Source organism: Novosphingobium kunmingense (genome assembly GCF_002813245.1).
In the GTDB taxonomy this organism is placed as follows: domain Bacteria; phylum Pseudomonadota; class Alphaproteobacteria; order Sphingomonadales; family Sphingomonadaceae; genus Novosphingobium; species Novosphingobium kunmingense.
In genome coordinates, this window is the sequence record NZ_PHUF01000002.1 from 408,453 (window position 1) to 429,880 (window position 21,428).

The following is a 21,428-nucleotide window of genomic DNA, read 5'->3' on the forward strand; positions in this document are numbered from 1 at the left end:
CGCCATGAACATGATGTCAGCGCCTCCCGAAGTCCGGCCGTCGCAGCGCCAGGCTCACGTCGATTTCGCATCCCCCGACCTGCCGATGATGCTGCCCGGTCGTCCGAAGATGCGCTATGACCTGCCCAAGGCGTGGCGGCACTTCAAGGAACTGGTCAAGGACAAGGAAGACACCTCGCAGGTTGCACCGATCTTCGAAGCCTTGCCCTGGCGCGGGATCTACGACGCGGCGCTTGGCTTCCTGGCAACCGAGCGCGGGCAGGAAATCCGCCGCAAGGAGCCCTCGCTGATGCGGATCCTCGACGATCACGAAGCGCTGCGCAAAATGCCCGAGGGCAGCCTTGCCCATGCCTATTGCGATTTCATGGAGCGCGAAGGACTCTCGGCCGAAGGGCTGGTCGACGAACTCGACAAGAACCGGCCGCTCGACATGTACTGGGACGACCAGGTCAGCTGGTACTTCAACCGGATGCGCGACACGCACGACCTTATGCACATCATCACCGGGTTCGGCCGCGATGCGCTGGGCGAGCAGTGCGTGCTGGCCTTCACCTACAGCCAGCAGCCGAGCCTGGCCCATCTGTTCCTCGGCTATGCCGGCGGCCTCGAGATCCGCAAGCACCCGGTCAAGGTGCCGGTGTTCCGCTCGGTCCGGGAAGCGCAGAAGATGGGCAAGGCGTGCCCGCGCCTGGTCGAAATGGCGATTACCGACCTGCTGCCGCTGTCACTGGATGAAGTGCGCCGCAAGCTCAACATCGATCGTCCGCGCAATTACTGGGCGGCGCACGCCACTTGGCGCGCGGCCGGGGTCGATCCCTACGATCTCATGGCACCCGTCAAGCAGGCGGCGTGATCGCCGCCTGACGCAGGTCCTTGCGGATCACCAGCTTGAGGCCGGACCAGGTCTCGTCGATCGCGCAGACCTTGGTGTCGACAAAGCCCAGCGGCAGCGCAAGTTCACGAATCGTATCCTCGATGATGTCGGTCGGCACGTTGGCGGCCTTCTTCGGCCAGCTTACCCAGACCTGACCGTCGGGCGCGATCTGGCTGCGCAGGGTTTGAAGCCGCGTAGCCAGCACATCGCGCTCGGTCACGAAGATGTGCGCGCCATCGATCCCGTGCCCGGGCAGGGCAACGATCGTCAGGTCGAGCGCATATTCGGCGATTTCCTCGAACACATGCTCGGGCATGGCATCGAACCAGACCCGCATTCCGTCCCGCAAGCTGAGCTTCTTGGCCAGCGGCGTGCCGGAATAGCCGGTGGCCATCAGGCCTCCATCCAGTCGCGGAAGAAGGCGTCGTTCGCTTCGCGCAGCGCGTCCAGCGGCACTTCGGGATAGATGGCCTCTTCGCTGCCGCGCACCAGAGCGATGGTCTCGCCGCCAGTCCAGCCGACGAAGCAGCAGCCGATGCCGGCTTGCCTGGCGAGCGTCTCGACGACGTGGCTGTCGAATGGCTCGGTGACGAGGTAGCGCCCCTGATTCTCTCCGAACAGCGACCAGGCGTGGTTGACCTTCTCGCGGTCGACCTGGTTTTCGAAGGCCGCCATGTCCAGCCGCGCGCCGATTCCCGAAGCAAGCGCCATTTCCGCCACCGCGACAAGGATGCCGCCATCGGACACGTCGTGGACGGCGGTCACGCGGCCGTCGGCGATAAGCTGACGGACGAAATCGCCGTTGGCGCGTTCGCGCGCCAGGTCGACGCGCGGCGGCGCGCCGTCTTCCCGGCCATGCACTTCGCGCAGCCAAAGCGACTGGCCGAGTTCGGGCGCCGCCTTGGGATCGGCGCCGACCAGCAGGATCCTTTGCGCGCCATTCTTGAAACGGATCGTCGCCATAGCGGCGTAGTCCTGCATCAGACCGACGCCGCCGATCGCCGGCGTCGGCAGGATTGCCGAGCCGCCGCCGGTGGCCTTGCTTTCGTTGTAGAGGCTGACGTTGCCCGACACGATCGGATAGTCGAGCGCGCGGCAGGCATCGCCCATGCCGCGCAGCGCCTCGACGATCTGGGCCATGATCTCGGGCCGCTGGGGATTGGCGAAGTTGAGGCAGTTGGTAATGGCAAGCGGCTTCGCGCCAACCGCAGAGATGTTGCGCCAGGTTTCGGCGACCGCCTGCTTGCCGCCTTCGTAGGGATCGGCATAGCAATAGCGCGGGGTGCAATCGGTGCTGATCGCCAGCGCCTTGCGGGTGCCGTGGATCCGCACCACGGCTGCATCGCCGCCGCTTTTCTGCAGGGTGTCGGCGCCTACCTGGCTATCGTACTGCTCGAAGATCCAGCGGCGGTTGGCGAGGTCCGCGCAGCCCATCAGCCTGACAAGGTCCGCGCCGGGGTCGGCGCTGGCCGGCACGTGGCCGAGCGGCTTGACCTTGGCCCAGGCCTTGTAATCCTCAAGGCTGAGGTGCGGGCGATCATAGAGCGGCGCGTCTTCGGCCAGCGGGCCCAATGGAATGTCGCAGACGGTCTCGCCCTTCCAGGTCAGGACCATGTGTCCGGTATCGGTCACTTCGCCGATGACCGAGAAATCGAGCTCCCACTTCCTGAAGATCGCCTCGGCCATGGCTTCCTTGCCGGGCTTCAGCACCATGAGCATGCGCTCCTGGCTTTCGCTCAGCATCATTTCGTAAGGGGTCATGCCTTCTTCGCGGCAGGGCACCTTGTCCATGTCGAGCACGATGCCGGCCTTGCCGTTGGTCGCCATCTCGACGCTCGAGCTGGTCAGGCCGGCGGCGCCCATGTCCTGAATCGCGACGATCGCATCGGTTGCCATCAGTTCGAGGCAGGCCTCGATCAGCAGCTTTTCGGTAAAGGGATCACCGACCTGGACGGTGGGGCGCTTTTCTTCCGAATCCTCGCCGAAATCGGCGCTGGCCATCGTCGCCCCGTGGATGCCGTCGCGCCCGGTCTTCGAGCCGACATAGACGATCGGATTGCCGAGCCCGGTGGCGGCCGAATAGAAGATCTTGTCGGCATCGGCGACGCCAACGGTCATCGCGTTGACCAGGATGTTGCCGTCATAGGCGGCGTGAAAGTTGGTTTCGCCGCCCACGGTCGGCACGCCCACGCAGTTGCCGTAACCGCCGATGCCGGCGACCACGCCCTTGACCAGCGACTTCATCTTGGGATGGTCGGGCCGCCCGAAGCGCAGCGCATTCATGTTCGCGACGGGACGCGCGCCCATGGTGAACACGTCGCGCAGGATGCCGCCAACGCCCGTCGCCGCGCCCTGGTAGGGTTCGATGTAGCTCGGGTGATTGTGGCTCTCCATCTTGAAGATGGCGGCCTGTCCGTCGCCGATGTCGATCACGCCGGCATTTTCGCCGGGGCCGCAGATCACCCACGGCGCTTCGGTCGGCAGCTTCTTGAGGTGCAGGCGCGAGCTCTTGTACGAACAATGCTCGGACCACATGACCGAGAAAATGCCCAGCTCGACCAGGTTGGGTTCGCGGCCCAGGGCGTGCAGCACGCGCTGGTATTCATCCTCGGACAGCCCGTGCTGGGCGACGACGTCTGCGGTGATCTCGGACATGCGCGGGCGCATAGCGTCCGCGGGCGGGCGAGGCTAGAGCAATCAGGCCGGCGCGCGCGCGCTTTTCCCCATCCACACCGCGACCAGCGTGACAAGGCCATAGGCGGCGATAGCCATGACGCTGTTCGACGGCGTCGCTTCGGGCGGGGGCGGGACGAACCAGTTGAAGGCCTGAAGCGCGAGCAGAAGCGCGGCAAAGGTCCACAGCCGTACGGGCATGGGCCTGCGATGGCGGGCATAAAGCCACAGCGCACCGAAGGTGATCCCCAATTCCAGCGGCATTTCGATCGCCGGATGGTTCCACAGCCCAAGGCCCAGCTTGGGCGGGCTTCCGGCAAGGGTCAGGTCGGGCACGTGGACCAGGAGATCGATGAACCAGTGCGATACGACGACCGCTGCCGCCAGAAGCGCGGCGGTGCGGTCGCGAATGGCCAGCCAGACACAGGCTGCCAGCGCCAGCCCGAACCCGGCCGCGCCGGCCAGGCTGTGGCTGTAGGGCATGTGGTAGAGGTCCATCGGGTTCATCGCGCTGATCCCTGGGGTGAAGCGCATGTGTTCGATCCCGGCGAGGTGAAACGAGAAGAACGCCCAGTCGATCAACTGGCCTGCAATCATCAGCACGCCGAGTGTCGGTGCCGGACGCTTGGCCGCAACGGCGAGGGCGGGGGCCCAGTGTCCGATGAACATCAGGCAAGGCCCAGTTTGCGCACGGCAAGGGCGGCGATCCCGCTGGCCAGCGCCGTTGCCGCCGCGCCCCAGGCAATGTCGATGCCGGTGATCGAGGCCGGCCAGACCTTCATCGTCGCCTGATTGGTCAGATCGTAGGTGGCATAGCACAGCGCGCCCAAAAGGGCGCCGTTGAGCACGGCCTGAGGAACGCCCTCGTCGATGCCCGGACGAACCGCGAACCAGACCATGCCTGCAATGTATAACGCATAGAAGACCAGCGCCGGTGCGGGCCGGAAGGCCGGGGCGAGAAGCTCGCCCAAAGCAGGCCGGTACAGGTTCGGCCCGGCCCAGCGCAGCCACATCGCGTCAAGCGCACCGAACGACACGGCGGCCGCAACATAGGCAACTATCCACTTCATCGCCGCGTCTCCCTCGGGAAGGCAGCTTGACCATGGCTTGCTGCAAGGTCAATGCTGGCAGCGATGGAAGACACCGCTGCCGATATCGCCTCCCTCAGCTTCGAGGATGCCCTGCGCGCGCTGGAAGATGTCGTGCGCAAGCTGGAAAGCGGAGAGGTGCCGCTCGACGCCACGATTACGCTGTACGAACGTGGTGAAGCGCTGCGCAAGCATTGCCAGGCGCGGCTCGACGCAGCCCAGGCGCGGATCGAAAAGATCGTCGCGGGACCTGACGGTCAGCCCGCCGCTCTTCAACCGTTCGATCCTGAAACCGGACGGTAGGGCCATGGTCACGCTGACCGGCGATTCGCTGCTGGCCAGGGCGCTGCCCGCGATTGCGCGGGACGTCGACAGCATGTTCGACGCCCTGCTCCCCGGTGAGGGGCGCCTTGCCGAGGCGATGCGCTACGCCACGATCGGCGGGGGCAAGCGCCTGCGTCCGCTGCTCCTCACCGCCACGGCCGCGCTGCACGGCGCCGACCGCACCCAGGCGCTGCGCGCGGCGATCGCGCTCGAATCGATCCATGCCTATTCGCTGGTTCATGACGACCTGCCCTGCATGGACGATGACGCCATGCGCCACGGCAAGCCGTCGACCCACAAGGCCTTCGGCGAGGCCATGGCCGTGCTGGTGGGCGATGCCCTTCACGCGTTCGCATTCGAAGTGCTGGCCGATCCGGCCACCAGCGGCGATCCCTTCGTCCGGTCCGAACTGGTCCAGATCCTGGCTACCGCATCGGGTCCGGCGGGCATGGTCGGCGGCCAGGTGCTCGATATCGAAGGGGAAGGGCAGGCGCTCGATCTGCCCGCGATCACCCGAATGCAGCAGCAGAAGACCGGCGCACTGTTGTCGGCCTCGGTCGAGATGGGGGCGGTGCTCGGCCGCTTGCCACCCGAGGGACGCACGCATCTCAAGGGCTACGCCCGCGATATCGGCCTTGCGTTCCAGATCGCCGACGATCTTCTCGATCATGCGGGCGACGAGGCCAAGGCGGGCAAGGCGCTGCGCAAGGACGCCGGGGCCGGAAAGCAGACCTTCGTTGCGCTTCTGGGAGAGGAGCGCGCACGCGGGCAAGCGCGCATGCTGGTCGACCAGGCCCTCGCGCACCTCACCTCTTACGGCCAGGAGGCCGACCTGCTGCGCAGCATTGCGCGCTACATCGTCGAAAGGGATCGCTGAATGGCTAAGCGGATTGGCGTCTATCCGGGGACCTTCGATCCCATCACGCTGGGCCACATGGACATCATCAAGCGCGGCGCGCGCCTGGTCGACGAGCTGATCATCGGGGTGACCACCAACATCGCGAAGTCGCCGATGTTCAATGACGACGAGCGCATCGCCATGGTCGAGCGCGAAGTGGCCACAATCGGCGACTGTTCGATCCGCGTGGTCGGATTCAATTCGCTGCTGATGGACTTTGCCGACGCCATGAACGCCTCGGTCGTGATCCGCGGCATTCGCGGGGTTACCGACTTCGAATACGAGTACCAGCTTACCGGCATGAACCGGCAATTGAACGACCATGTCGAAACGGTGTTCCTGATGGCCGATGTCTCGCTGCAGCCGATCGCTTCGCGCCTGGTAAAGGAAATCGCGGTCTATGGCGGCTCGATCCACAAGTTCGTCAGTCCGGCGGTAAGGACCGACGTGGAGTCGCGGATCGCGGCGCACCGCGGCGCCGGCAGTTCTTAGCGAAGGCGCCTTTTCCGTTCATTGCCACGACAGCCCGGCACGGCTATCTGGCCATCCAATTGCCCCCTGTTTGTCGAGACAATCTCATATGATCCGTCGTTCCGTTACTGTCCTGGCATTCGGCCTGGCCCTGCTGTCCGCACCCGTCCTGGCGCAGGACGCAAAGCCTGCCGAAGCCGCCGCTCCAGCGACGGCAGCGCCTGCTCCTGCTCCTGCGATGAGCGCGGTGGTCAACATGGACCCGGCAGTCGATCCCGATAACGTCCTGGCGCTCGACCTGTCGAACGGCGGGCGGGTCCTCATCCGGCTGATGCCAAGCTGGGCGCCCGGCCATGTCGACCGCGTCAAGACGCTGACCCGTGAAGGGTTCTACAACGGCGTCGTCTTTCACCGCGTGATCGACGGCTTCATGGCCCAGACCGGCGATCCGACCGGTACCGGGCAGGGCGGTTCGAAGCTTCCCGACCTCAAGGCCGAGTTCAATTACATGCCGCACGTGCGCGGCACGGTTTCGATGGCCCGCACCAATGAGCCCGATTCGGCCAACAGCCAGTTCTTCATCGTGTTCTATCCGCGTTTCGCGCTCGATCACCGCTACACCAATTTCGGCCGCGTCATTGCCGGTATGGCCCAGGTCGATGCCATCGAACGCGGCGAACCGCCGGCGAACCCGACCCGGATCGTCCAGGCCTCGCTGCTCAGCGAAGGCAAGGCTCCACCGGTCCTCGCGGCACCCGTTGCCACCCCGGCGATCTCGGCCGAGATGCTCAACAACTCTAATTCGAACTGAGCCCGGTTATCGTCTAGGGACGGCGCGCCATGCGCGTTGACCTGTTCGACTTCGACCTTCCGCCCGAAAGCATAGCCCTGCGTCCGGCGCGGCCGCGCGATGCGGCGCGCCTGTTGCTGGCCAAGGGACGATCCGCGCCGCTGGAAGACCACGTCGTGCGCGATCTTCCCGGCCTGCTGCGCAAGGGAGACGTGCTGGTCTTCAACGACACCCGCGTCATCCCCGCCCAACTCGAGGGCCTGCGCGGCGAGGCGCGGATCGGCGCGACGCTGCACAAGCGGATCGACCTGCGGCGCTGGCAGGCCTTCGTGCGCAACGCCAAGCGACTGCGCGACGGCGATGTGATCGCCTTTCCCGCCGGGGTCGGGGCTGTCGCCGAAGAACGCGGCGACGATGGCAGCTGGACGCTGCATTTCCTGGGTGACGAACCGGTCGAAGTGCTGCTCGAGCGCGCCGGGCAGATGCCCTTGCCCCCCTATATCGCCGGCAAGCGCGCCACCGACGAACAGGACCGCGCCGATTACCAGACCATGTTTGCAGCGCAGGATGGCGCTGTCGCCGCACCGACGGCAGCGCTTCACTTCACACCGGACCTGATCGCCGCGCTGGACGTGGCCGGCGTGGCGCGCGAAACCCTGACGCTGCACGTCGGGGCCGGAACCTTCCTGCCGGTCAAGGTCGATGACACCACCGACCATCGGATGCATGCCGAATGGGGCACGATCGACGCGGCCACCGCCGAGCGCCTCAACGCCGCGCGCGCCGCCGGGGGCAGGGTGATCGCGGTCGGCACGACCAGCCTGCGCCTGCTCGAAAGCGCGACCGGCGAGGACGGCCTGATCCGTTCGTTCAGCGGTGACACCGCGATCTTCATCACCCCGGGCTATCGCTTCAGGGCGATCGACGGATTGATGACCAATTTCCACCTGCCCAAGTCGACGCTGTTCATGCTGGTATCGGCGCTGATGGGGCTGGAGCGCATGCACGAAATCTATGCTCACGCCATTGCAGGCGGGTACCGCTTCTATTCCTATGGCGATTCGTCGCTGTTGCTGCCGAGCGCATAACCGCCGAACAGGGTTCGCGCATCGATCACCCTGTCGATCAACGCATCGTCCGCGGGAAGCTGGCGGTCGAGCATCAGCATGGCGAGGCCGTGAACCACGGCCCAGGCCTGGATCATCAGGGTCTGTTCGGCCTCGGCATCGCCGCGCGATGCCCGTGCCGCCCGTTCGCGCAGCATCTTGGCGGCAAGGTTTTCGCCGAACAGGGAATGCCCGGCCCGGTCGCACTGGCCGAAGGTCAGGCGAAACAGCGACGGGTTGGCCAGTGCGAACCGGACATAGGCGCGGCCCGTCGCGGCAAAGGCCTCCGCGCTGCCATGCGCCTTAGTAGCGGCTCGCTGCTGATAAGCGCCAAGCTGGTCGATGCCCGCCTGTGCCAGCGCCTGCATCAGCGCCTGCTTGTCAGGAAAGTGCCGGTAGACCGCGGTGGCCGATACGCCAACATCGCGGGCCAGCTGTCGCAATGAAATGTCTGCAATGTCAGTTGTTTCCAGCGCCTTTAGCCCGGCGTCGAGCAGGGCCGACCGCAGATCGCCGTGGTGATAGGCGCGCTGGACGTCGTTGGCGGCCACCTTCGATGTTGACACTGTTAGCATTGCCTCTATGTTTACGGCATCAACATTTAGGTGGAGAGTCGCGTCATGGCAAGCATGGTCGAAACCGCAATCCGGTCCGTCGTCACCAAGGGCGTCACTGCCGTTGCCGGCATCAACCGTGCGCGACAGGACAAGGGGCGCGAGCATCCCTTCCTGACCGGCATCCACGCGCCGCTCCACGACGAGCGGACGATCGAGAACCTCGCCGTCACCGGCACGATCCCGCCGGAACTCGACGGTCGCTACGTCCGCAACGGGCCGAACCCGTTCAACCCCGATCCGCGCGGCCACCACTGGTTCATCGGCGACGGCATGGTCCACGGCGTGCGGATCAAGGACGGCAAGGCACTGTGGTATCGCAACCGCTACATCCGCTCGCTCGACCTTGAGCACAGGGGCGGGCCCAAGGCCGCGCCCGGTCCGCGCCGCGGCCGGCGCGACCTGGTCAACACCAACGTCATCCAGCACAACGGCGAGATCCTTGCCATCGTCGAGGCCGGGTCGTTCCCCGCGCGGCTCGACGGCAATCTCGAAACCCTGGCCTACACCGATTTCGGCGGCACGCTGACCGTGCCGTTCAGCGCTCATCCGCATGAGGACCCGAACACCGGAGAACTCAACGCCATCGTCTATGACGGAATGACGCAGGACACCGTCTGGCACGTGGTTGTCTCGCCCGAGGGCAAGGTGACCCGGCAGGAACCGATCCCGGTTCAGGACGGCCCATCGATCCACGAATGCTCGATCACGCAGAGCTACGTCCTGGTCTTCGATCTGCCGGTTACCTTCTCGATGGGGGCGCTGGTCGCGGGGCAGCAGTTCCCCTTTGCCTGGAACCCGCGTCATCAGGCGCGCGTCGGTCTGCTCCCGCGCACCGGGCGCGCCGACGAGATCGTCTGGTGCGATGTCGATCCGTGTTACGTCTTTCACGTCTCCAACAGCTTCGAGCGCGAGGACGGCGTTGTGGTCTGCGACATGTCGGTTCACGAAACGATGTTCGCCGGCGGCGCCGATGGCCCGAACGGCACGCCGCTCGGCATGGAGCGCTGGCTCATCGATCCGCGCACGCGCAAGGTCGAGCGCACCACGGTCGATGCCGCACCGCAGGAATTCCATCGCCCGGACGAGCGCTATTTCGGCCAGCCCTACCGTTACGCCTGGTCGCTGGGCCTGCCACAGGACAGCAACGGGTTCCTGGGCGAAGCGCCGATCTATCGCTACGACATGCAGACCGGCGAACGGCAGGTCCACGATTTCGGTCCCGGCAAGGTCGCGGGCGAATTCGTCTTCGTCCCACGCAGCGCCGATGCGCCCGAAGGCGACGGGTGGATCATGGGCTATGTGATCGACACGGTGAGCGATACGACCGATCTCGTCATCCTTGACGCTGCCGACATCACGCGGGAGCCGCTTGCCCGCGTTCATATTCCGCACCGGATTCCGCCGGGTTTCCACGGCAACTGGTTGCCCGATGCGGGCTAGGTTTCGAACGGCAACTTAAATTGCTTGGCAAATCGATCGGCGTGGCTCAACAGTCGCGCCGACCATGCAGCCGATTCTGGAAATTGTGGGCCTGTCCAAGCGTTACGCCGACGGCCCGACCGCGCTCGACACCGTCGATCTGACCATCAACAAGGGCGAGATCTTCGCCCTGCTGGGCCCCAATGGCGCCGGCAAGACCACGCTGATCGGCGCGGTTTGCGGGCTGGTGCGGCCAAGCGGCGGGACAATCCGCGCCTTTGGCATGGACCTGGCGAAGGACTGGCGCTCGGCCCGCGCGCGCATCGGCCTGGTGCCGCAGGAAATGGCGACCGACATGTTCACCAAGGTGGTCGATGCGGTGACCTATTCACGCGGACTGTTCGGGCTGAAGCGCGATCCGGCGCGGATCGAGGAAATACTCACGTCGCTCACCCTGTGGGACAAACGCGACAACCAGATCCGCCACCTGTCGGGCGGGATGAAGCGCCGGGTGCTGATCGCCAAGGCGCTGGCGCACGACCCCGAACTGCTTTTCCTCGACGAGCCGACCGCCGGCGTCGACGTCGAACTGCGCCGCGACATGTGGCGCCAGATCGGCGCGATGCGCGCGAACGGCACTACCATCGTGCTGACGACGCACTACATCGAAGAAGCCGAGGAGATGGCCGACCGGGTCGGCATCATCGACAAGGGAAATCTCCTGCTGGTAGAGGAAAAACGCGCGTTGATGGCGCGAATGGGCAGCATTGAGGCAAGCTTCACGCTGGCTGTCCCGCAACCGCGCGTGCCGGCGGCTCTCGCGGACTTTCCGCTAAGCCTGTCTGAAGATGGCGCGACCCTGACCTACCGCGGTCATGGCGGCGCCGACGAAGCGCGCGCCGAGGTTGCCCATCTCGTCGAAGCGCTGGTCCGCGCAGGCATCGGCTTCACCGCAATCGACACGCACCAGTCGAGCCTCGAAGACATCTTCGTCGATCTGGTGGAGCACTCTGCGCAGAAGGGAGCCCGGGCATGACCTTCAACGCGCGCGGCGCCTTCGCTATCTTCACCTTCGAACTGATGCGGGCCTTCCGCACTTTCTTTCAGTCGATCTTCGCCCCGGTGCTGACGACATCGCTCTATTTCATCGTCTTCGGCGCGGCGATCGGCGGGCGAATGACCGAGATCGACGGGGTGTCCTATGGCGCCTACATCATTCCGGGGCTGCTGCTGCTGACCCTGCTGGGCGAGACGACCAGCAACGCGAGCTTCGGCATTTACATGCCGCGCTTCACCGGAACGATCTACGAACTGCTCTCGGCACCCGTGGGCGTGGCGGAAACGCTGATCGGGTTTGTCGGGGCGGCGGCGGCCAAGTCGCTGATCCTTGCCGCGATCATTCTCGTCACCGCGAGCTTCTTCGTCGATTATCACATCGCCCATCCGGTGCTGGCGCTGCTCTACATCGTGCTCGTCGCGGCCGCCTTCGCGCTGTTCGGCTTTGCCCTGGGCGTCTGGGCCGACGGGTTCGAGAAACTGGGCATCGTGCCGATGCTGATCCTGCAGCCGCTGACGTTCCTTGGCGGCACGTTCTATTCGATCACCATGCTGCCCGAACCGTGGCGGCAGATCGCGCTGGTCAATCCGATCGTTTACCTTGTCAACGGCCTGCGCTGGACGTTCACCGGCAAGAGCGACGTCAACATCTGGATCAGCCTAGGCCTCACTCTCGCATTCCTCGGCTTGTGCGCCGGGGTGATTGCATGGATGTTCAAGACCGGATGGCGTTTGAGGAGCTGATCCATGGCCGACCCGCGTAGCGCCCTGATCCAAGCCCGGCTCGAACGCTATGTGGCGGAGCGGGGCGATCCCGCGGCAGCCGTGCTCGACCGGTTTTTCGCCCGCTACCCCGAGGCGCGCGCCAACTTTGCCCGCCATTCGCCAGGCAATCCCGAAAAGCTCGAGACCGAGATGGTCGGCAACACGCTCTATTACGTGATGACCTGGTTCGACAGCCCGGTCGAAGCGCGGATCTATTTCGATACCTCGGTGCCGCAGCACCGCGTCGCGCTGGACGTGCCGCCCGACTGGTACCGCGCGTTCATCGAAGTCACCCTGGACGAGATCGAGGCGGCGGTTCCGGCCGAAGGCGCCGCCGAGGCAGCGGCCTGGGCCGAAGTAAGGGAAGCCCTGGTGGGGCTGGTCGAGCGCAACCGGTTCGTCTAGCGCAGCGGGCATGACTGCCCCGCGCTTCGCCTTCGACGTTCACTCAACCTGCGGCAAGGCCCGGACCGGCACGATCCGCATGCGGCGCGGCAATATCCGCACACCCGCCTTCATGCCGGTCGGAACCGCCGCCACGGTCAAGGCGATGAAGCCCGAGACGGTGCGTGCAACCGGCGCCGACATCTTGCTGGGTAACACCTATCACCTGATGCTCCGTCCCGGGGCGGAGCGCGTCGCGCGGCTTGGCGGGTTGCACCGGTTCATGAACTGGGATCGCCCGATCCTGACCGACAGCGGCGGCTACCAGGTGATGAGCCTGTCCGACCTGCGCAAGATCACCGAGGAAGGGGTGACCTTCAAGAGCCACCTTGACGGCAGCAAGCACCTGCTCACGCCCGAACGCTCGATGGAGATCCAGCGCCTGCTCGGCAGCGACATCGTCATGGCCTTCGACGAATGCCCCCGCGCCGACGCCCCGCGCGACGTAATCGAGAAGTCGATGCAGATGTCGATGCGCTGGGCCGCGCGCAGCCGCGCCGGCTTCAACAGCGGGGACGAGCACGCTGGCCGTTCGGCCCTGTTCGGAATCCAGCAGGGCGCGCTCGACGAGGGGCTGCGCCGTGAAAGCGCCGAGGCGCTGCAGGCGATAGGCTTCGACGGCTATGCCATTGGCGGGCTGGCCGTCGGTGAAGGGCAGGAGGCGATGTTCGCCACGCTCGATTTCGCGCCCGACATGCTTCCCGCCGACCGGCCGCGCTACTTGATGGGGGTGGGCAAGCCCGACGACCTCGTCGGCGCGGTAGAACGGGGGGTAGATATGTTCGACTGCGTCCTGCCGAGCCGATCGGGCCGCAACGGTCAGGGGTTTACCTGGAACGGGCCCGTCAACCTGCGCAACGCGCGCCATGCAGAAGATGCAGCGCCGCTCGACGAGACCTGCCCCGGCGATTGCTGCACCAAGTACAGCCGTGCCTACCTCCACCACCTCCACAAGAGCGGGGAGATCCTCGGCGCCATGCTGCTGACCGAGCACAACCTGACGTTCTACCAGCAGTTGATGGGGGCGATGCGAACCGCGATTGCCGCCGGAACCTTTGCCGACTTTGCCACTGCCTTTCGCCGCGACTACGTCAGGAATTAGGCTTCCTGCCGGGTTTCCATCCGGGTCGTGCAATAGGCCACGAACTGGCCGGTTCGATGGTCGAGAAATCCCGCGCCGATCTGCATAGCCTGGCGGTGCGCCAGGGCGAGATCGGTATACCATTTGCCGATGCGGTGAGGGGTCACGAAGCGAAACTTTGTCATCGCTGTGCAGAACACGGCAGAGGTCGCCTGGTTGCAAGGCCGCAGACGCTTTTTTCTTGCCCGTTCAGACATGTTGCGCGCGTCCCTGCTGACGGTTGACCGCGCGAGGCTTCGCGCGCAAAGTTGCACAAAGCAACGGACAATCGGGACGAAGGAGCACGGGCAATGGCGACGATGAGCACGGCAACCGCCGCGAACGACGAACACATCCGCGGCGCTGTCAGCGACGAGGAATGGGCGATCCGCGTCGATCTGGCCGCCGCCTATCGCCTCGTCGCGCTTTATGGCTGGGACGATCTCATCTTCACTCACCTTTCGGCGCGCGTGCCCGGGCCGGAACACCACTTCCTGATCAACCCCTACGACATGATGTTCGAAGAGATCACTGCTTCCTCGCTGGTCAAAATCGATGTCGAGGGCAATCCGGTCGTGCCGACCAGCCACCCGGTCAACCCGGCGGGCTTCACCATCCATTCGGCGATCCACATGGCACGCGAAGACGCCCATGCGGTGATGCACCTGCATACGCCTTCTGGGCAGGCCGTCAGCGCCATGGAGTTCGGCCTTCTGCCGCATACCCAGACCGCGATGATCGCTCAGCACAACGTCGCCTATCACGACTACGAAGGCATCGCGACCGACCTCGAGGAGCGTGAGCGTCTGGTCGAGGACCTCGGCGAAAAGCACGCGATGATCCTGCGCAACCATGGCACTCTCGCCGTGGGCGAAAGCGTGGGCGACTGCTTCCTGCGGCTCTATTTCCTCGAGCGGGCATGCGACGCCCAGGTGAAGATGCTGAGCGCCGGGTACGACCATCTCTACAACCCGCCGCAAGGCACGCCCGAAAAGGTCGAGACGCAGACACCGGCAGGCGGCATGGCGATGGTGGCACGGTCGTTGGCCTGGCCGGCGCTGTTGCGCAAGCTCGACCGGATCGATTCCTCGTTCCGCGATTGAGGGCCTAGTCGAAGCCGACGAACCGCGCGGCTTCGCCCACGTCCTTGCGCTCCGATACCACCGCGTTGGCGGGGAAGGTGTCATCGGGCCAGCCGAGCGCGACCGCCTTCATGATGACCTGATCGTCGGGAATGCCGGCGTGTTCGCGCACGACGGGGCTCTGCATGATGCCCTGGCTGTTGATCACGCAGCCCAGGCCCCGCGACCAGGCGGCGTTGACCAGCATGGTGGTGACCGCGCCGCAATCGAAGGCTGTATCGTCGCTGTCGGCCAGTTCCTTGTCATAGGTGATGATCACGCAGACGGGGGCATCGAACTGGCGAAACCCGCGCATTACCCAGTCGAGCCGCGCGTCCTTGTCGTCGCGGGCGATGCCCTGTGCGGCGAACAGCTGCTTGGCGACCCCGACCTGGCGTTCGCGGTGCACGCCTTCGAAGGGGCGGCCGGTGCGAAACTCGCGGCTGTGCGGCACGCCGGCCAGGTTGCGTTCGGTGTTGCCGGCGCGGATGCGGTCCAGCGGTTCGCCGGTAATGACGTGGAAGTGCCAGGGCTGGGTGTTCATCGACGAGGGAGCGCGCATGGCCAGCTTCAGAACCTCCTCGATCAGTTCGCGCGGCACAGGTTTGTCCAGATAACCGCGGGTCGATTTGCGGCCCATGATCACGTCGTCGAATTGCATTGCGCTCTCCCTTCGCGTCTCGTTTGTGCGTAATGTTAACCGCGCGATTAAAAGGCGCAAACAAAAAGGGCGGCCCCGCAGGACCGCCCTTTCGTAATTCGATCGGAGGACCGGATCAGCGCGAGTAGAACTCGACGACCAGATTCGGTTCCATCTTTACCGGGTAGGGCACTTCGTCGAGCGTGGGGACGCGGACGAAGGTCGCCTTGTCGGTGCCGTCCTGCGACACGTAGTCGGGGATCTCACGCTCGGGCAGGCTCTGCGCTTCGGCGATGAGAGCCATTTCCTTGGCCTTCTTGCCCAGGCTGATCACGTCGCCCGGACGCACGCGGCGGCTGGCGATGTTGCACTTCACGCCGTTCACGTAGATGTGACCGTGCGAAACGACCTGACGGGCCGAGAAGATCGTCGGGGCGAACTTGGAGCGGTACACGACCATGTCGAGGCGCTGTTCGAGCAGGCCGATCAGGTTCTGACCGGTATCGCCCTTCATCTTCGACGCTTCCTGATAGGTGCGCTTGAACTGCTTCTCGGTGACGTCGCCGTAGTAGCCCTTGAGCTTCTGCTTGGCGCGCAGCTGGATACCGAAGTCCGACAGCTTGCCCTTGCGGCGCTGGCCGTGCTGGCCGGGGCCATAGGAGCGACGGTTGACCGAGCTCTTGGGACGGCCCCAGATGTTTTCGCCCATACGGCGATCGATTTTGTACTTCGACGAATTGCGCTTCGACATGGCGCGTCGTGTCCTTCAATTTGCATGTGCCGGGCACTGTGCCCAGCTTCTAGTCCGGAACCGCACCATCCCGCCAGTTGCGGGATGCGAGCCAGGCTTCACCGGAGTGCCCGCTCAATTGCGAAGGCGCGCGCTTAGCGGCGCGTGCCCCAAAGGTCAACCCCGGCGCGACCCCGTCCGCTCGAGCGCGGAGAGAACGCCGCGCAGGGTGCGCACCTCAAGGTGGTTCCAGCCCGGCTTGGTCAGCAGGTTCCGCAGTGTCCGCCGCGTCGCCTCGGCGCGGGCCGCGGGAAAGAAATAGTCCTTGGGTTCGAGCAGCGCCTCGAAGTGCCCGATCAGTCCTTCCAGTTCGTCCTGCGGGGCAGGGGGCAGCAGTTCCTCTTGCGTCGGCTGCTGGAGATCCGCGCCCTTCGACCATTCATACGCGCAGAGTATGACCGCCTGGGCGAGGTTCAGCGAACCGAACTCGGGATTGATCGGCACAGTGATGATCGCGCGGGCCAGCGCCACGTCGTCGGTTTCCAGGCCCGAGCGCTCCGGCCCGAACACGAAGGCCGAACGGCCCGGTGCCGTGTGGACTTCGCGCGCGGCTTCTTCGGGCGTGAGGACGGGTTTCGTCACCCCCCGCTTGCGGACGGTGGTGGCATAGACATTGGCGCAATCGGCCACAGCTTCGGCCAGTGTTCCGAAAACGGTAGCGCCGGCCAGAACCTGGTCCGCACCTGCCGCGGCAGGTCCGGCCGAGGGGTTGGGCCAGCCATCTCTCGGCGCGACAAGGCGCATTTCGGTCAACCCGAAATTGAGCATGGCCCGCGCCGCTTTGCCGATGTTCTCGCCCAGTTGCGGGCGTACCAGCACGATGACGGGCTGGCGATCAGTGCTTGACGGCATCGCGCACCGAACTGGCGAATTCCTCGAAGTCCCTGGCCTCGGTGAAATCGCGGTAGACGCTGGCGAAGCGGATATAGGCCACCGCGTCCAGCTGGCGCAGGCCGTCCATCACCATTTCGCCGATCGCCCGGCTGGCGATCTCGCCTTCGCCGGACGTCTCGACCTGGCGCTGGACGCCGGACACGAGCTGCCCGATCTGTTCGGGGGTCACCCCGCGCTTGCGGCAGGCGAGTGTGACCGACTGTTCGATCTTGGCCCGGTCGAAGGGTTCGCGCGCGTCGTTGCTTTTCACCACGGTGATGTCGCGCAACTGGACGCGCTCGAACGTGGTGAAGCGCGCGCCGCAGCTTTCGCACTGGCGGCGGCGCCGAATCGCGGTGTTGTCCTCGGTGGGACGCGAATCCTTCACCTGGCTGTCGTCATGGGCACAAAAAGGGCAACGCATAAGGGTTTAGGGGCGAAGCCTCTTGTAAAGCATAAAGCCCGCACCGGCGAGCAGACCGATCGGCCAGCTGACGACGGGAAGGACCGCGCCGGCCACCGCACCGACTGCGGCGCCGGTCAGCACCGGCTTGGTCGACGGATGATGCATGCCCTGCTTGGCCATGCCGGTGACTTCTTCCTTGGCGTCCTGGAGCAGGTTGTCGCTCATGTTCCTCAAACCTCCGGATAGATAGGGAAACGCGCGCAAAGCGCTTCCACCTGGCCGCGCACACGCTGCTCGACCTGACCGTCGCCATCATCGCCGTTTCGGGCCATGCCGTCCACCACTTGCGCGATCAGCTGTCCGATTTCGGTGAACTCGGCCTCGGCGAAGCCGCGGGTCGTGCCGGCCGGCGTGCCAAGGCGGACGCCGGAAGTAACGAAGGGCGAACGGGTGTCGAAGGGAATGCCGTTCTTGTTGCAGGTCAGCCAGGCGCGATCGAGGCCCTTTTCGGCGGCCTTGCCGGTCACGTTCTTGGCCGTAAGGTCGACCAGCATAAGGTGGTTGTCGGTCCCGCCCGAGACGATGCGCAGCCCGTTGTCGCCGAGGCTTTTGGCGAGCGCGCGGGCGTTGGCGACGATCTGCGCGGCATAGGCCTTGAATTCGGGCTGGAGGGCTTCACCGAAGGCGACCGCCTTGGCGGCGATGACGTGGACCAGCGGTCCACCCTGAAGCCCCGGGAAGACGGCCGAGTTGAACTTCTTGGCCAGATCCTCGTCATTGGTCAGGATCACGCCCGAGCGCGGGCCGCGCAGGCTCTTGTGGGTGGTCGTGGTGACGACGTGGGCGTGGGGAAAGGGCGAGGGGTGCGCGCCGCCGGCGACGAGGCCGGAGAAGTGGCTCATGTCGACCATGAGCCAGGCGCCGACCTCGTCGGCGATCTCACGGAAGCGCTTGAAATCCCATACGCGGGAATAGGCGGTGCCGCCGGCGATGATGATCTTGGGCTTGTGCTCCCGGGCGAGCCGCTCGACCTGCTCCATGTCGAGCTGTTCGTCATCCTTGCGCACCCCGTAGGCGACCGGATTGAACCATTTGCCGCTCATGTTGACGGGGCTGCCGTGGGTCAGATGCCCGCCCGAATTGAGGTCGAGGCCCATGAAGGTATCGCCGGGTTGGAGCAGGGCGAAGAACACCGCCTGGTTCATCTGGCTGCCCGAATTGGGCTGGACGTTGGCGAACTGGCAGCCGAACAAGGCTTTGGCGCGCTCGATCGCCAGGGTTTCGACCACGTCGGCGTATTCGCAGCCGCCATAGTAGCGCTTGCCGGGATAGCCTTCGGCGTACTTGTTGGTGAAGACCGAGCCGGTCGCCTGGAGCGTCGCGAGGCTGGCAATGTTCTCGCTCGCGATCAGTTCGATCTTGTGCTGCTGGCGGCCCAGTTCGCCCTGGATTGCGGCGAAGACTTCGGGGTCTGCCTCGCGCAGCGGGGCGGTGAAGAAGCCGGCGCTGCGGATCGCGGGCTTGGCGTCAAGGATGGCACTCACGGGTGAAACTCCTCAGCAGGACGGGTGGGACAGCTTGTCGACGCGGGGGCCATGGCGACCCCCGGCGAACTGGCCGGCAAGAAAGGCGTCGAGACAGGCCTTGGCCATGTCTTCACCGGTCAGGCGCGCGCCCATGGCGATGACGTTGGCATCGTTGTGTTCGCGCGCCAGCGTGGCGGAATAGGGTTCGCAGACCAGCGCGCAGCGGCAAGCGGGGTTGCGGTTGACGGCAATCGAAATGCCGATGCCCGATCCGCACAGCGCCACGCCGAATTCGGCGATACCCTCGGCCACGACCGAGGCCAGCTTGTATCCGAAATCCGGATAGTCGACCCGGTCAGCCGTGTCCGGGCCAAGGTCGGCGACCTCGTGCCCCTGTTCGATCAGGTATTCGCGCAGGGCGGCCTTGAGGTCGACGGCGGCGTGATCGGAAGCGATAGCGATGCGCATGGATCAGGATCCTGCTGAATGGAGAGTCGGGCCTGCCATTAGGCGCATGGGCGCGCCAAGGCCAGCCACGAGAGGAAAGGCAGCAGGATGATTGCAGCGGACGCAGGGCACGGCGCACCTCGAATGGTTCGATCGGGAGTGCCCAGACGAGCGGCTTTCGAGGGTCACGCTCCACGGCGGTGCTCCGCCTGCCTCGTCAGTCACGTGACGCGCGCTCAATAAGGGCGCGCGGGCGGGATGTAAAGCCGCCCACCGCGCTGTGGACCGCCCCATCGGGCCGATTGCACATTTGTCCGGCCGTGCTAGCCCATGCCGCCATGACGATGACGCTACGCGACAGATCGAGCACTCTGGTTTTCCTTGCTGGCGCGCTGGCCGTTACCGTCGGCGTCATTCTCCACCTGCCGATGTTCTGGATGGGCCGGATGGATGGCTTCCGCCTGGTCGGGATGCCGATGGACCAGGGCATGATCGTCGGCATGGGGCTGATCGTGCTGGGCATTGCCATGGCCGCCTATGGCCTCTTGCCCCGTAACGTCGGCGAGCAGATCCACGCCTCCCGCCACATCAGCGTCGCAGCGCCCGAAGATGCGCCGCTATCGCCTGCGCATTTCCGCCTGATGGTGGTCCTGGTCGTCGCCCTTGTGATCGACGTGATGAAGCCCGCCTCGCTGGGCTTCGTCATGCCGGGGTTGAGCGAGGAATATGGCATTCCGCGCTCCGAAGGCGCACTGGTGCCCTTCGCCGCGTTGACCGGGACGGTGATCGGATCGGTCCTGTGGGGCATCGCCGCCGACCTCTACGGGCGCAAGGCAACGATCCTCCTGTCGGCGATCATGTTCGTCGGCACCTCGATTTGCGGCGCCATGCCCAGCCTCGAGTGGAACATCGCCATGTGCTTCCTGATGGGGGCGGCGGCGGGCGGAATGTTGCCGGTGACCTACGCCCTGCTGGCCGAAGCCATGCCCAGCCGCCACCGTGGTTGGTCCCTGGTGCTGGTCGGCGGAATGGGAGCGGCCGGGGGCTATTTCGCGGCGAGCGGCTTTTCTGCCTGGCTCGAGCCGATCTATTCCTGGCGCATCCTGTGGCTGCTCAACCTGCCGACCGGGCTTCTGTTGCTGGGGCTGGGCGTGTTCATCCCCGAATCGGCCAAGTTCCTGCTGGCCCGCGGCCGCCGGGCCGAAGCCCAGGCGGTGATGGCGCGATTCGGCACGGTCAGCCACACCCACGGCAAGGAAGAGGAGGACGTCGACTTCGCTCCGGTCCACGCCGCCGAAAATGCGCCGGTGGCCGGCATCTGGTCGCGAGACATGGCGGGAACCTCGCTGGCGTTGACCATGCTCGCGTTGAGCTGGGGCTTCATCAACTTCGGCATCCTGCTGTGGCTGCCATCGGACTTGGTCGAAAGTGGCGTGCCCAAGGCGGTCGCAGCGGGGCTGATCGCCAAGTCGGCGCTGATCTCGGTCCCCACCGTGCTGGTCGTAGCGGTACTCTACAGCCGGTGGAGCACGAAGTACTCACTGATCGCGATGACCGCGATCACCGCACTGGGACTTGCCGGGATCGTCGCCCTGAAGGCCGACGCGGCGCTGCCGCCGTTGCTGTTCGTGACCCTGCTGATCGTCGGGACCAACGGGATGCTGGCGATTGTCCTGCCCTATGCAGCCGAGAACTATCCCCTGAGCATCCGAGGCCGCGCGACCGGCTGGGTTGCGGCCTGCACCAAGGCCGGCGGCCTGATCGCGCAGGCGCTGGGGATCACAGCGCTGGTGCCCGAACTGGGCATGGCGGCGATCGTCGTCGGACTGCCGGTCCTGGCCGCGATCGTCCTCACCTGGCGCTATTGCCGCGAAACCAAGGGCATCGACCTGCGCGACGTCGACCGCGCGGCCGGCGGCTAGTAACGAAAGACGGCGGAACCGCAGTCCCGCCGTCCTTCGTGTTCTCCGGTTCCGACCG

26 protein-coding genes and 1 riboswitch are annotated in these 21,428 nt (G+C 65.5%); of the genes, 13 read left to right on the forward strand and 13 right to left on the reverse strand.

Annotation, left to right across the window (positions count from 1 at the left end):
* The first annotated feature begins 4 nt into the window (after positions 1-4).
* A complete protein-coding gene (locus B0I00_RS02040; RefSeq protein ID WP_232730081.1) occupies positions 5-853 on the forward strand; it encodes a ubiquinone biosynthesis protein COQ4 in 849 nt (282 codons plus the stop codon).
* Here the strand turns inward: B0I00_RS02040 and B0I00_RS02045 are convergent.
* Genes B0I00_RS02045 through B0I00_RS02060 form a run of 4 tightly spaced genes read right to left on the reverse strand, consistent with a single transcriptional unit; the run spans position 837 to position 4,617 of the window.
* Entirely contained in the window at positions 837-1,268 is a 432-nt protein-coding gene (locus B0I00_RS02045) for a DUF3052 family protein (protein WP_100865680.1), read from the reverse strand. The genes B0I00_RS02040 and B0I00_RS02045 overlap by 17 nt on opposite strands.
* Positions 1,268-3,529, reverse strand: coding sequence for a phosphoribosylformylglycinamidine synthase subunit PurL (gene purL / locus B0I00_RS02050; protein ID WP_100866445.1), 2,262 nt, complete (start codon positions 3,527-3,529; stop codon positions 1,268-1,270). The genes B0I00_RS02045 and purL overlap by 1 nt, the downstream gene beginning before the upstream one ends.
* Positions 3,530-3,571: 42 nt before the next feature.
* A complete protein-coding gene (locus B0I00_RS02055) occupies positions 3,572-4,216 on the reverse strand; it encodes a hypothetical protein (RefSeq protein ID WP_100865681.1) in 645 nt (214 codons plus the stop codon).
* Positions 4,216-4,617 (reverse strand): DUF2177 family protein, encoded by a 402-nt coding sequence (locus B0I00_RS02060; protein WP_100865682.1) that lies wholly within the window; start codon positions 4,615-4,617, stop codon positions 4,216-4,218. Before B0I00_RS02060 ends, B0I00_RS02055 begins: the two co-directional genes overlap by 1 nt.
* A 63-nt stretch (positions 4,618-4,680) precedes the next feature.
* Here B0I00_RS02060 and B0I00_RS02065 point away from each other — a divergent pair, with 63 nt between their 5' ends.
* The 5 genes from B0I00_RS02065 (at position 4,681) to queA (ending at position 8,206) form a co-directional block, all read left to right on the forward strand.
* The gene (locus B0I00_RS02065; RefSeq protein ID WP_232730082.1) at positions 4,681-4,938 is read left to right on the forward strand and encodes an exodeoxyribonuclease VII small subunit; all 258 of its coding nucleotides are present in this window, start codon (positions 4,681-4,683) and stop codon (positions 4,936-4,938) included.
* A gap of 4 nt (positions 4,939-4,942) precedes the next feature.
* The gene (locus B0I00_RS02070; RefSeq protein ID WP_100865684.1) at positions 4,943-5,836 is read left to right on the forward strand and encodes a polyprenyl synthetase family protein; all 894 of its coding nucleotides are present in this window, start codon (positions 4,943-4,945) and stop codon (positions 5,834-5,836) included.
* Positions 5,837-6,349, forward strand: a complete 513-nt coding sequence (gene coaD, locus B0I00_RS02075; protein ID WP_100865685.1) for a pantetheine-phosphate adenylyltransferase — start codon at positions 5,837-5,839, stop codon at positions 6,347-6,349.
* An 88-nt stretch (positions 6,350-6,437) separates the two neighbouring features.
* Positions 6,438-7,139 carry a peptidylprolyl isomerase gene (locus B0I00_RS02080; RefSeq protein ID WP_100865686.1) on the forward strand — a complete coding sequence of 234 codons (702 nt, stop codon included), beginning with the start codon at positions 6,438-6,440 and terminating at the stop codon, positions 7,137-7,139.
* A 29-nt stretch (positions 7,140-7,168) separates the two neighbouring features.
* Positions 7,169-8,206, forward strand: coding sequence for a tRNA preQ1(34) S-adenosylmethionine ribosyltransferase-isomerase QueA (gene queA, locus B0I00_RS02085; protein ID WP_100865687.1), 1,038 nt, complete (start codon positions 7,169-7,171; stop codon positions 8,204-8,206).
* Here queA and B0I00_RS02090 read toward each other — a convergent pair.
* Positions 8,170-8,799, reverse strand: coding sequence for a TetR/AcrR family transcriptional regulator (locus tag B0I00_RS02090; protein WP_100865688.1), 630 nt, complete (start codon positions 8,797-8,799; stop codon positions 8,170-8,172). The two genes, queA and B0I00_RS02090, sit on opposite strands and share 37 nt — an antisense overlap.
* 45 nt (positions 8,800-8,844) lie before the next feature.
* Between B0I00_RS02090 and B0I00_RS02095 the strand changes: the two genes are divergently transcribed.
* The 5 genes from B0I00_RS02095 to tgt all read left to right on the forward strand — a co-directional run bounded on the left by B0I00_RS02095 (position 8,845) and on the right by tgt (position 13,627).
* Complete coding sequence (locus B0I00_RS02095; protein ID WP_100865689.1) at positions 8,845-10,281, forward strand: 8'-apo-carotenoid 13,14-cleaving dioxygenase; 1,437 nt, start codon at positions 8,845-8,847, stop codon at positions 10,279-10,281.
* 64 nt (positions 10,282-10,345) lie between these two features.
* Positions 10,346-11,296: an ABC transporter ATP-binding protein gene (locus B0I00_RS02100; protein WP_100865690.1), complete on the forward strand. Its 951-nt coding sequence runs from the start codon at positions 10,346-10,348 to the stop codon at positions 11,294-11,296.
* On the forward strand, positions 11,293-12,060 hold the full coding sequence (locus B0I00_RS02105; protein WP_100865691.1) for an ABC transporter permease: 768 nt from the start codon (positions 11,293-11,295) through the stop codon (positions 12,058-12,060). Before B0I00_RS02100 ends, B0I00_RS02105 begins: the two co-directional genes overlap by 4 nt.
* 3 nt (positions 12,061-12,063) lie before the next feature.
* Positions 12,064-12,486, forward strand: a complete 423-nt coding sequence (locus B0I00_RS02110) for a hypothetical protein (RefSeq protein ID WP_100865692.1) — start codon at positions 12,064-12,066, stop codon at positions 12,484-12,486.
* A 10-nt stretch (positions 12,487-12,496) separates the two neighbouring features.
* Positions 12,497-13,627, forward strand: coding sequence for a tRNA guanosine(34) transglycosylase Tgt (tgt, locus tag B0I00_RS02115; RefSeq protein ID WP_100865693.1), 1,131 nt, complete (start codon positions 12,497-12,499; stop codon positions 13,625-13,627).
* On the opposite strand, the gene B0I00_RS17135 is transcribed toward tgt, so the two are convergent.
* Positions 13,624-13,791: a hypothetical protein gene (locus B0I00_RS17135; protein WP_198519119.1), complete on the reverse strand. Its 168-nt coding sequence runs from the start codon at positions 13,789-13,791 to the stop codon at positions 13,624-13,626. The genes tgt and B0I00_RS17135 overlap by 4 nt on opposite strands.
* Positions 13,792-13,965: 174 nt before the next feature.
* Here B0I00_RS17135 and B0I00_RS02120 point away from each other — a divergent pair, with 174 nt between their 5' ends.
* Positions 13,966-14,748, forward strand: a complete 783-nt coding sequence (locus tag B0I00_RS02120) for a class II aldolase/adducin family protein (RefSeq protein WP_100866446.1) — start codon at positions 13,966-13,968, stop codon at positions 14,746-14,748.
* Between the two features lie 4 nt (positions 14,749-14,752).
* Here the strand turns inward: B0I00_RS02120 and B0I00_RS02125 are convergent, their stop codons facing one another.
* From B0I00_RS02125 to rpiB, 7 genes are all read right to left on the reverse strand, one after another.
* A complete protein-coding gene (locus B0I00_RS02125; protein WP_100865694.1) occupies positions 14,753-15,427 on the reverse strand; it encodes a nitroreductase in 675 nt (224 codons plus the stop codon).
* 115 nt (positions 15,428-15,542) lie between these two features.
* Entirely contained in the window at positions 15,543-16,157 is a 615-nt protein-coding gene (gene rpsD, locus B0I00_RS02130; protein ID WP_100865695.1) for a 30S ribosomal protein S4, read from the reverse strand.
* A 156-nt stretch (positions 16,158-16,313) separates the two neighbouring features.
* Entirely contained in the window at positions 16,314-17,048 is a 735-nt protein-coding gene (locus B0I00_RS02135; protein WP_100865696.1) for an RNA methyltransferase, read from the reverse strand.
* Positions 17,032-17,493, reverse strand: a complete 462-nt coding sequence (gene nrdR, locus B0I00_RS02140; protein ID WP_100865697.1) for a transcriptional regulator NrdR — start codon at positions 17,491-17,493, stop codon at positions 17,032-17,034. Before nrdR ends, B0I00_RS02135 begins: the two co-directional genes overlap by 17 nt.
* Before the next feature lie 6 nt (positions 17,494-17,499).
* The gene (locus B0I00_RS02145) at positions 17,500-17,700 is read right to left on the reverse strand and encodes a hypothetical protein (protein WP_100865698.1); all 201 of its coding nucleotides are present in this window, start codon (positions 17,698-17,700) and stop codon (positions 17,500-17,502) included.
* A gap of 5 nt (positions 17,701-17,705) precedes the next feature.
* Entirely contained in the window at positions 17,706-19,010 is a 1,305-nt protein-coding gene (gene glyA / locus B0I00_RS02150; RefSeq protein WP_157812479.1) for a serine hydroxymethyltransferase, read from the reverse strand.
* A gap of 21 nt (positions 19,011-19,031) precedes the next feature.
* Positions 19,032-19,469 (reverse strand): ribose 5-phosphate isomerase B, encoded by a 438-nt coding sequence (gene rpiB, locus B0I00_RS02155; RefSeq protein WP_100865700.1) that lies wholly within the window; start codon positions 19,467-19,469, stop codon positions 19,032-19,034.
* Positions 19,470-19,602: 133 nt separating this feature from the next.
* A riboswitch (ZMP/ZTP riboswitch) is annotated at positions 19,603-19,683 on the reverse strand.
* 103 nt (positions 19,684-19,786) lie between these two features.
* Between rpiB and B0I00_RS02160 the strand changes: the two genes are divergently transcribed.
* On the forward strand, positions 19,787-21,370 hold the full coding sequence (locus B0I00_RS02160; RefSeq protein ID WP_100865701.1) for an MFS transporter: 1,584 nt from the start codon (positions 19,787-19,789) through the stop codon (positions 21,368-21,370).
* The last annotated feature ends 58 nt before the right edge of the window (positions 21,371-21,428 follow it).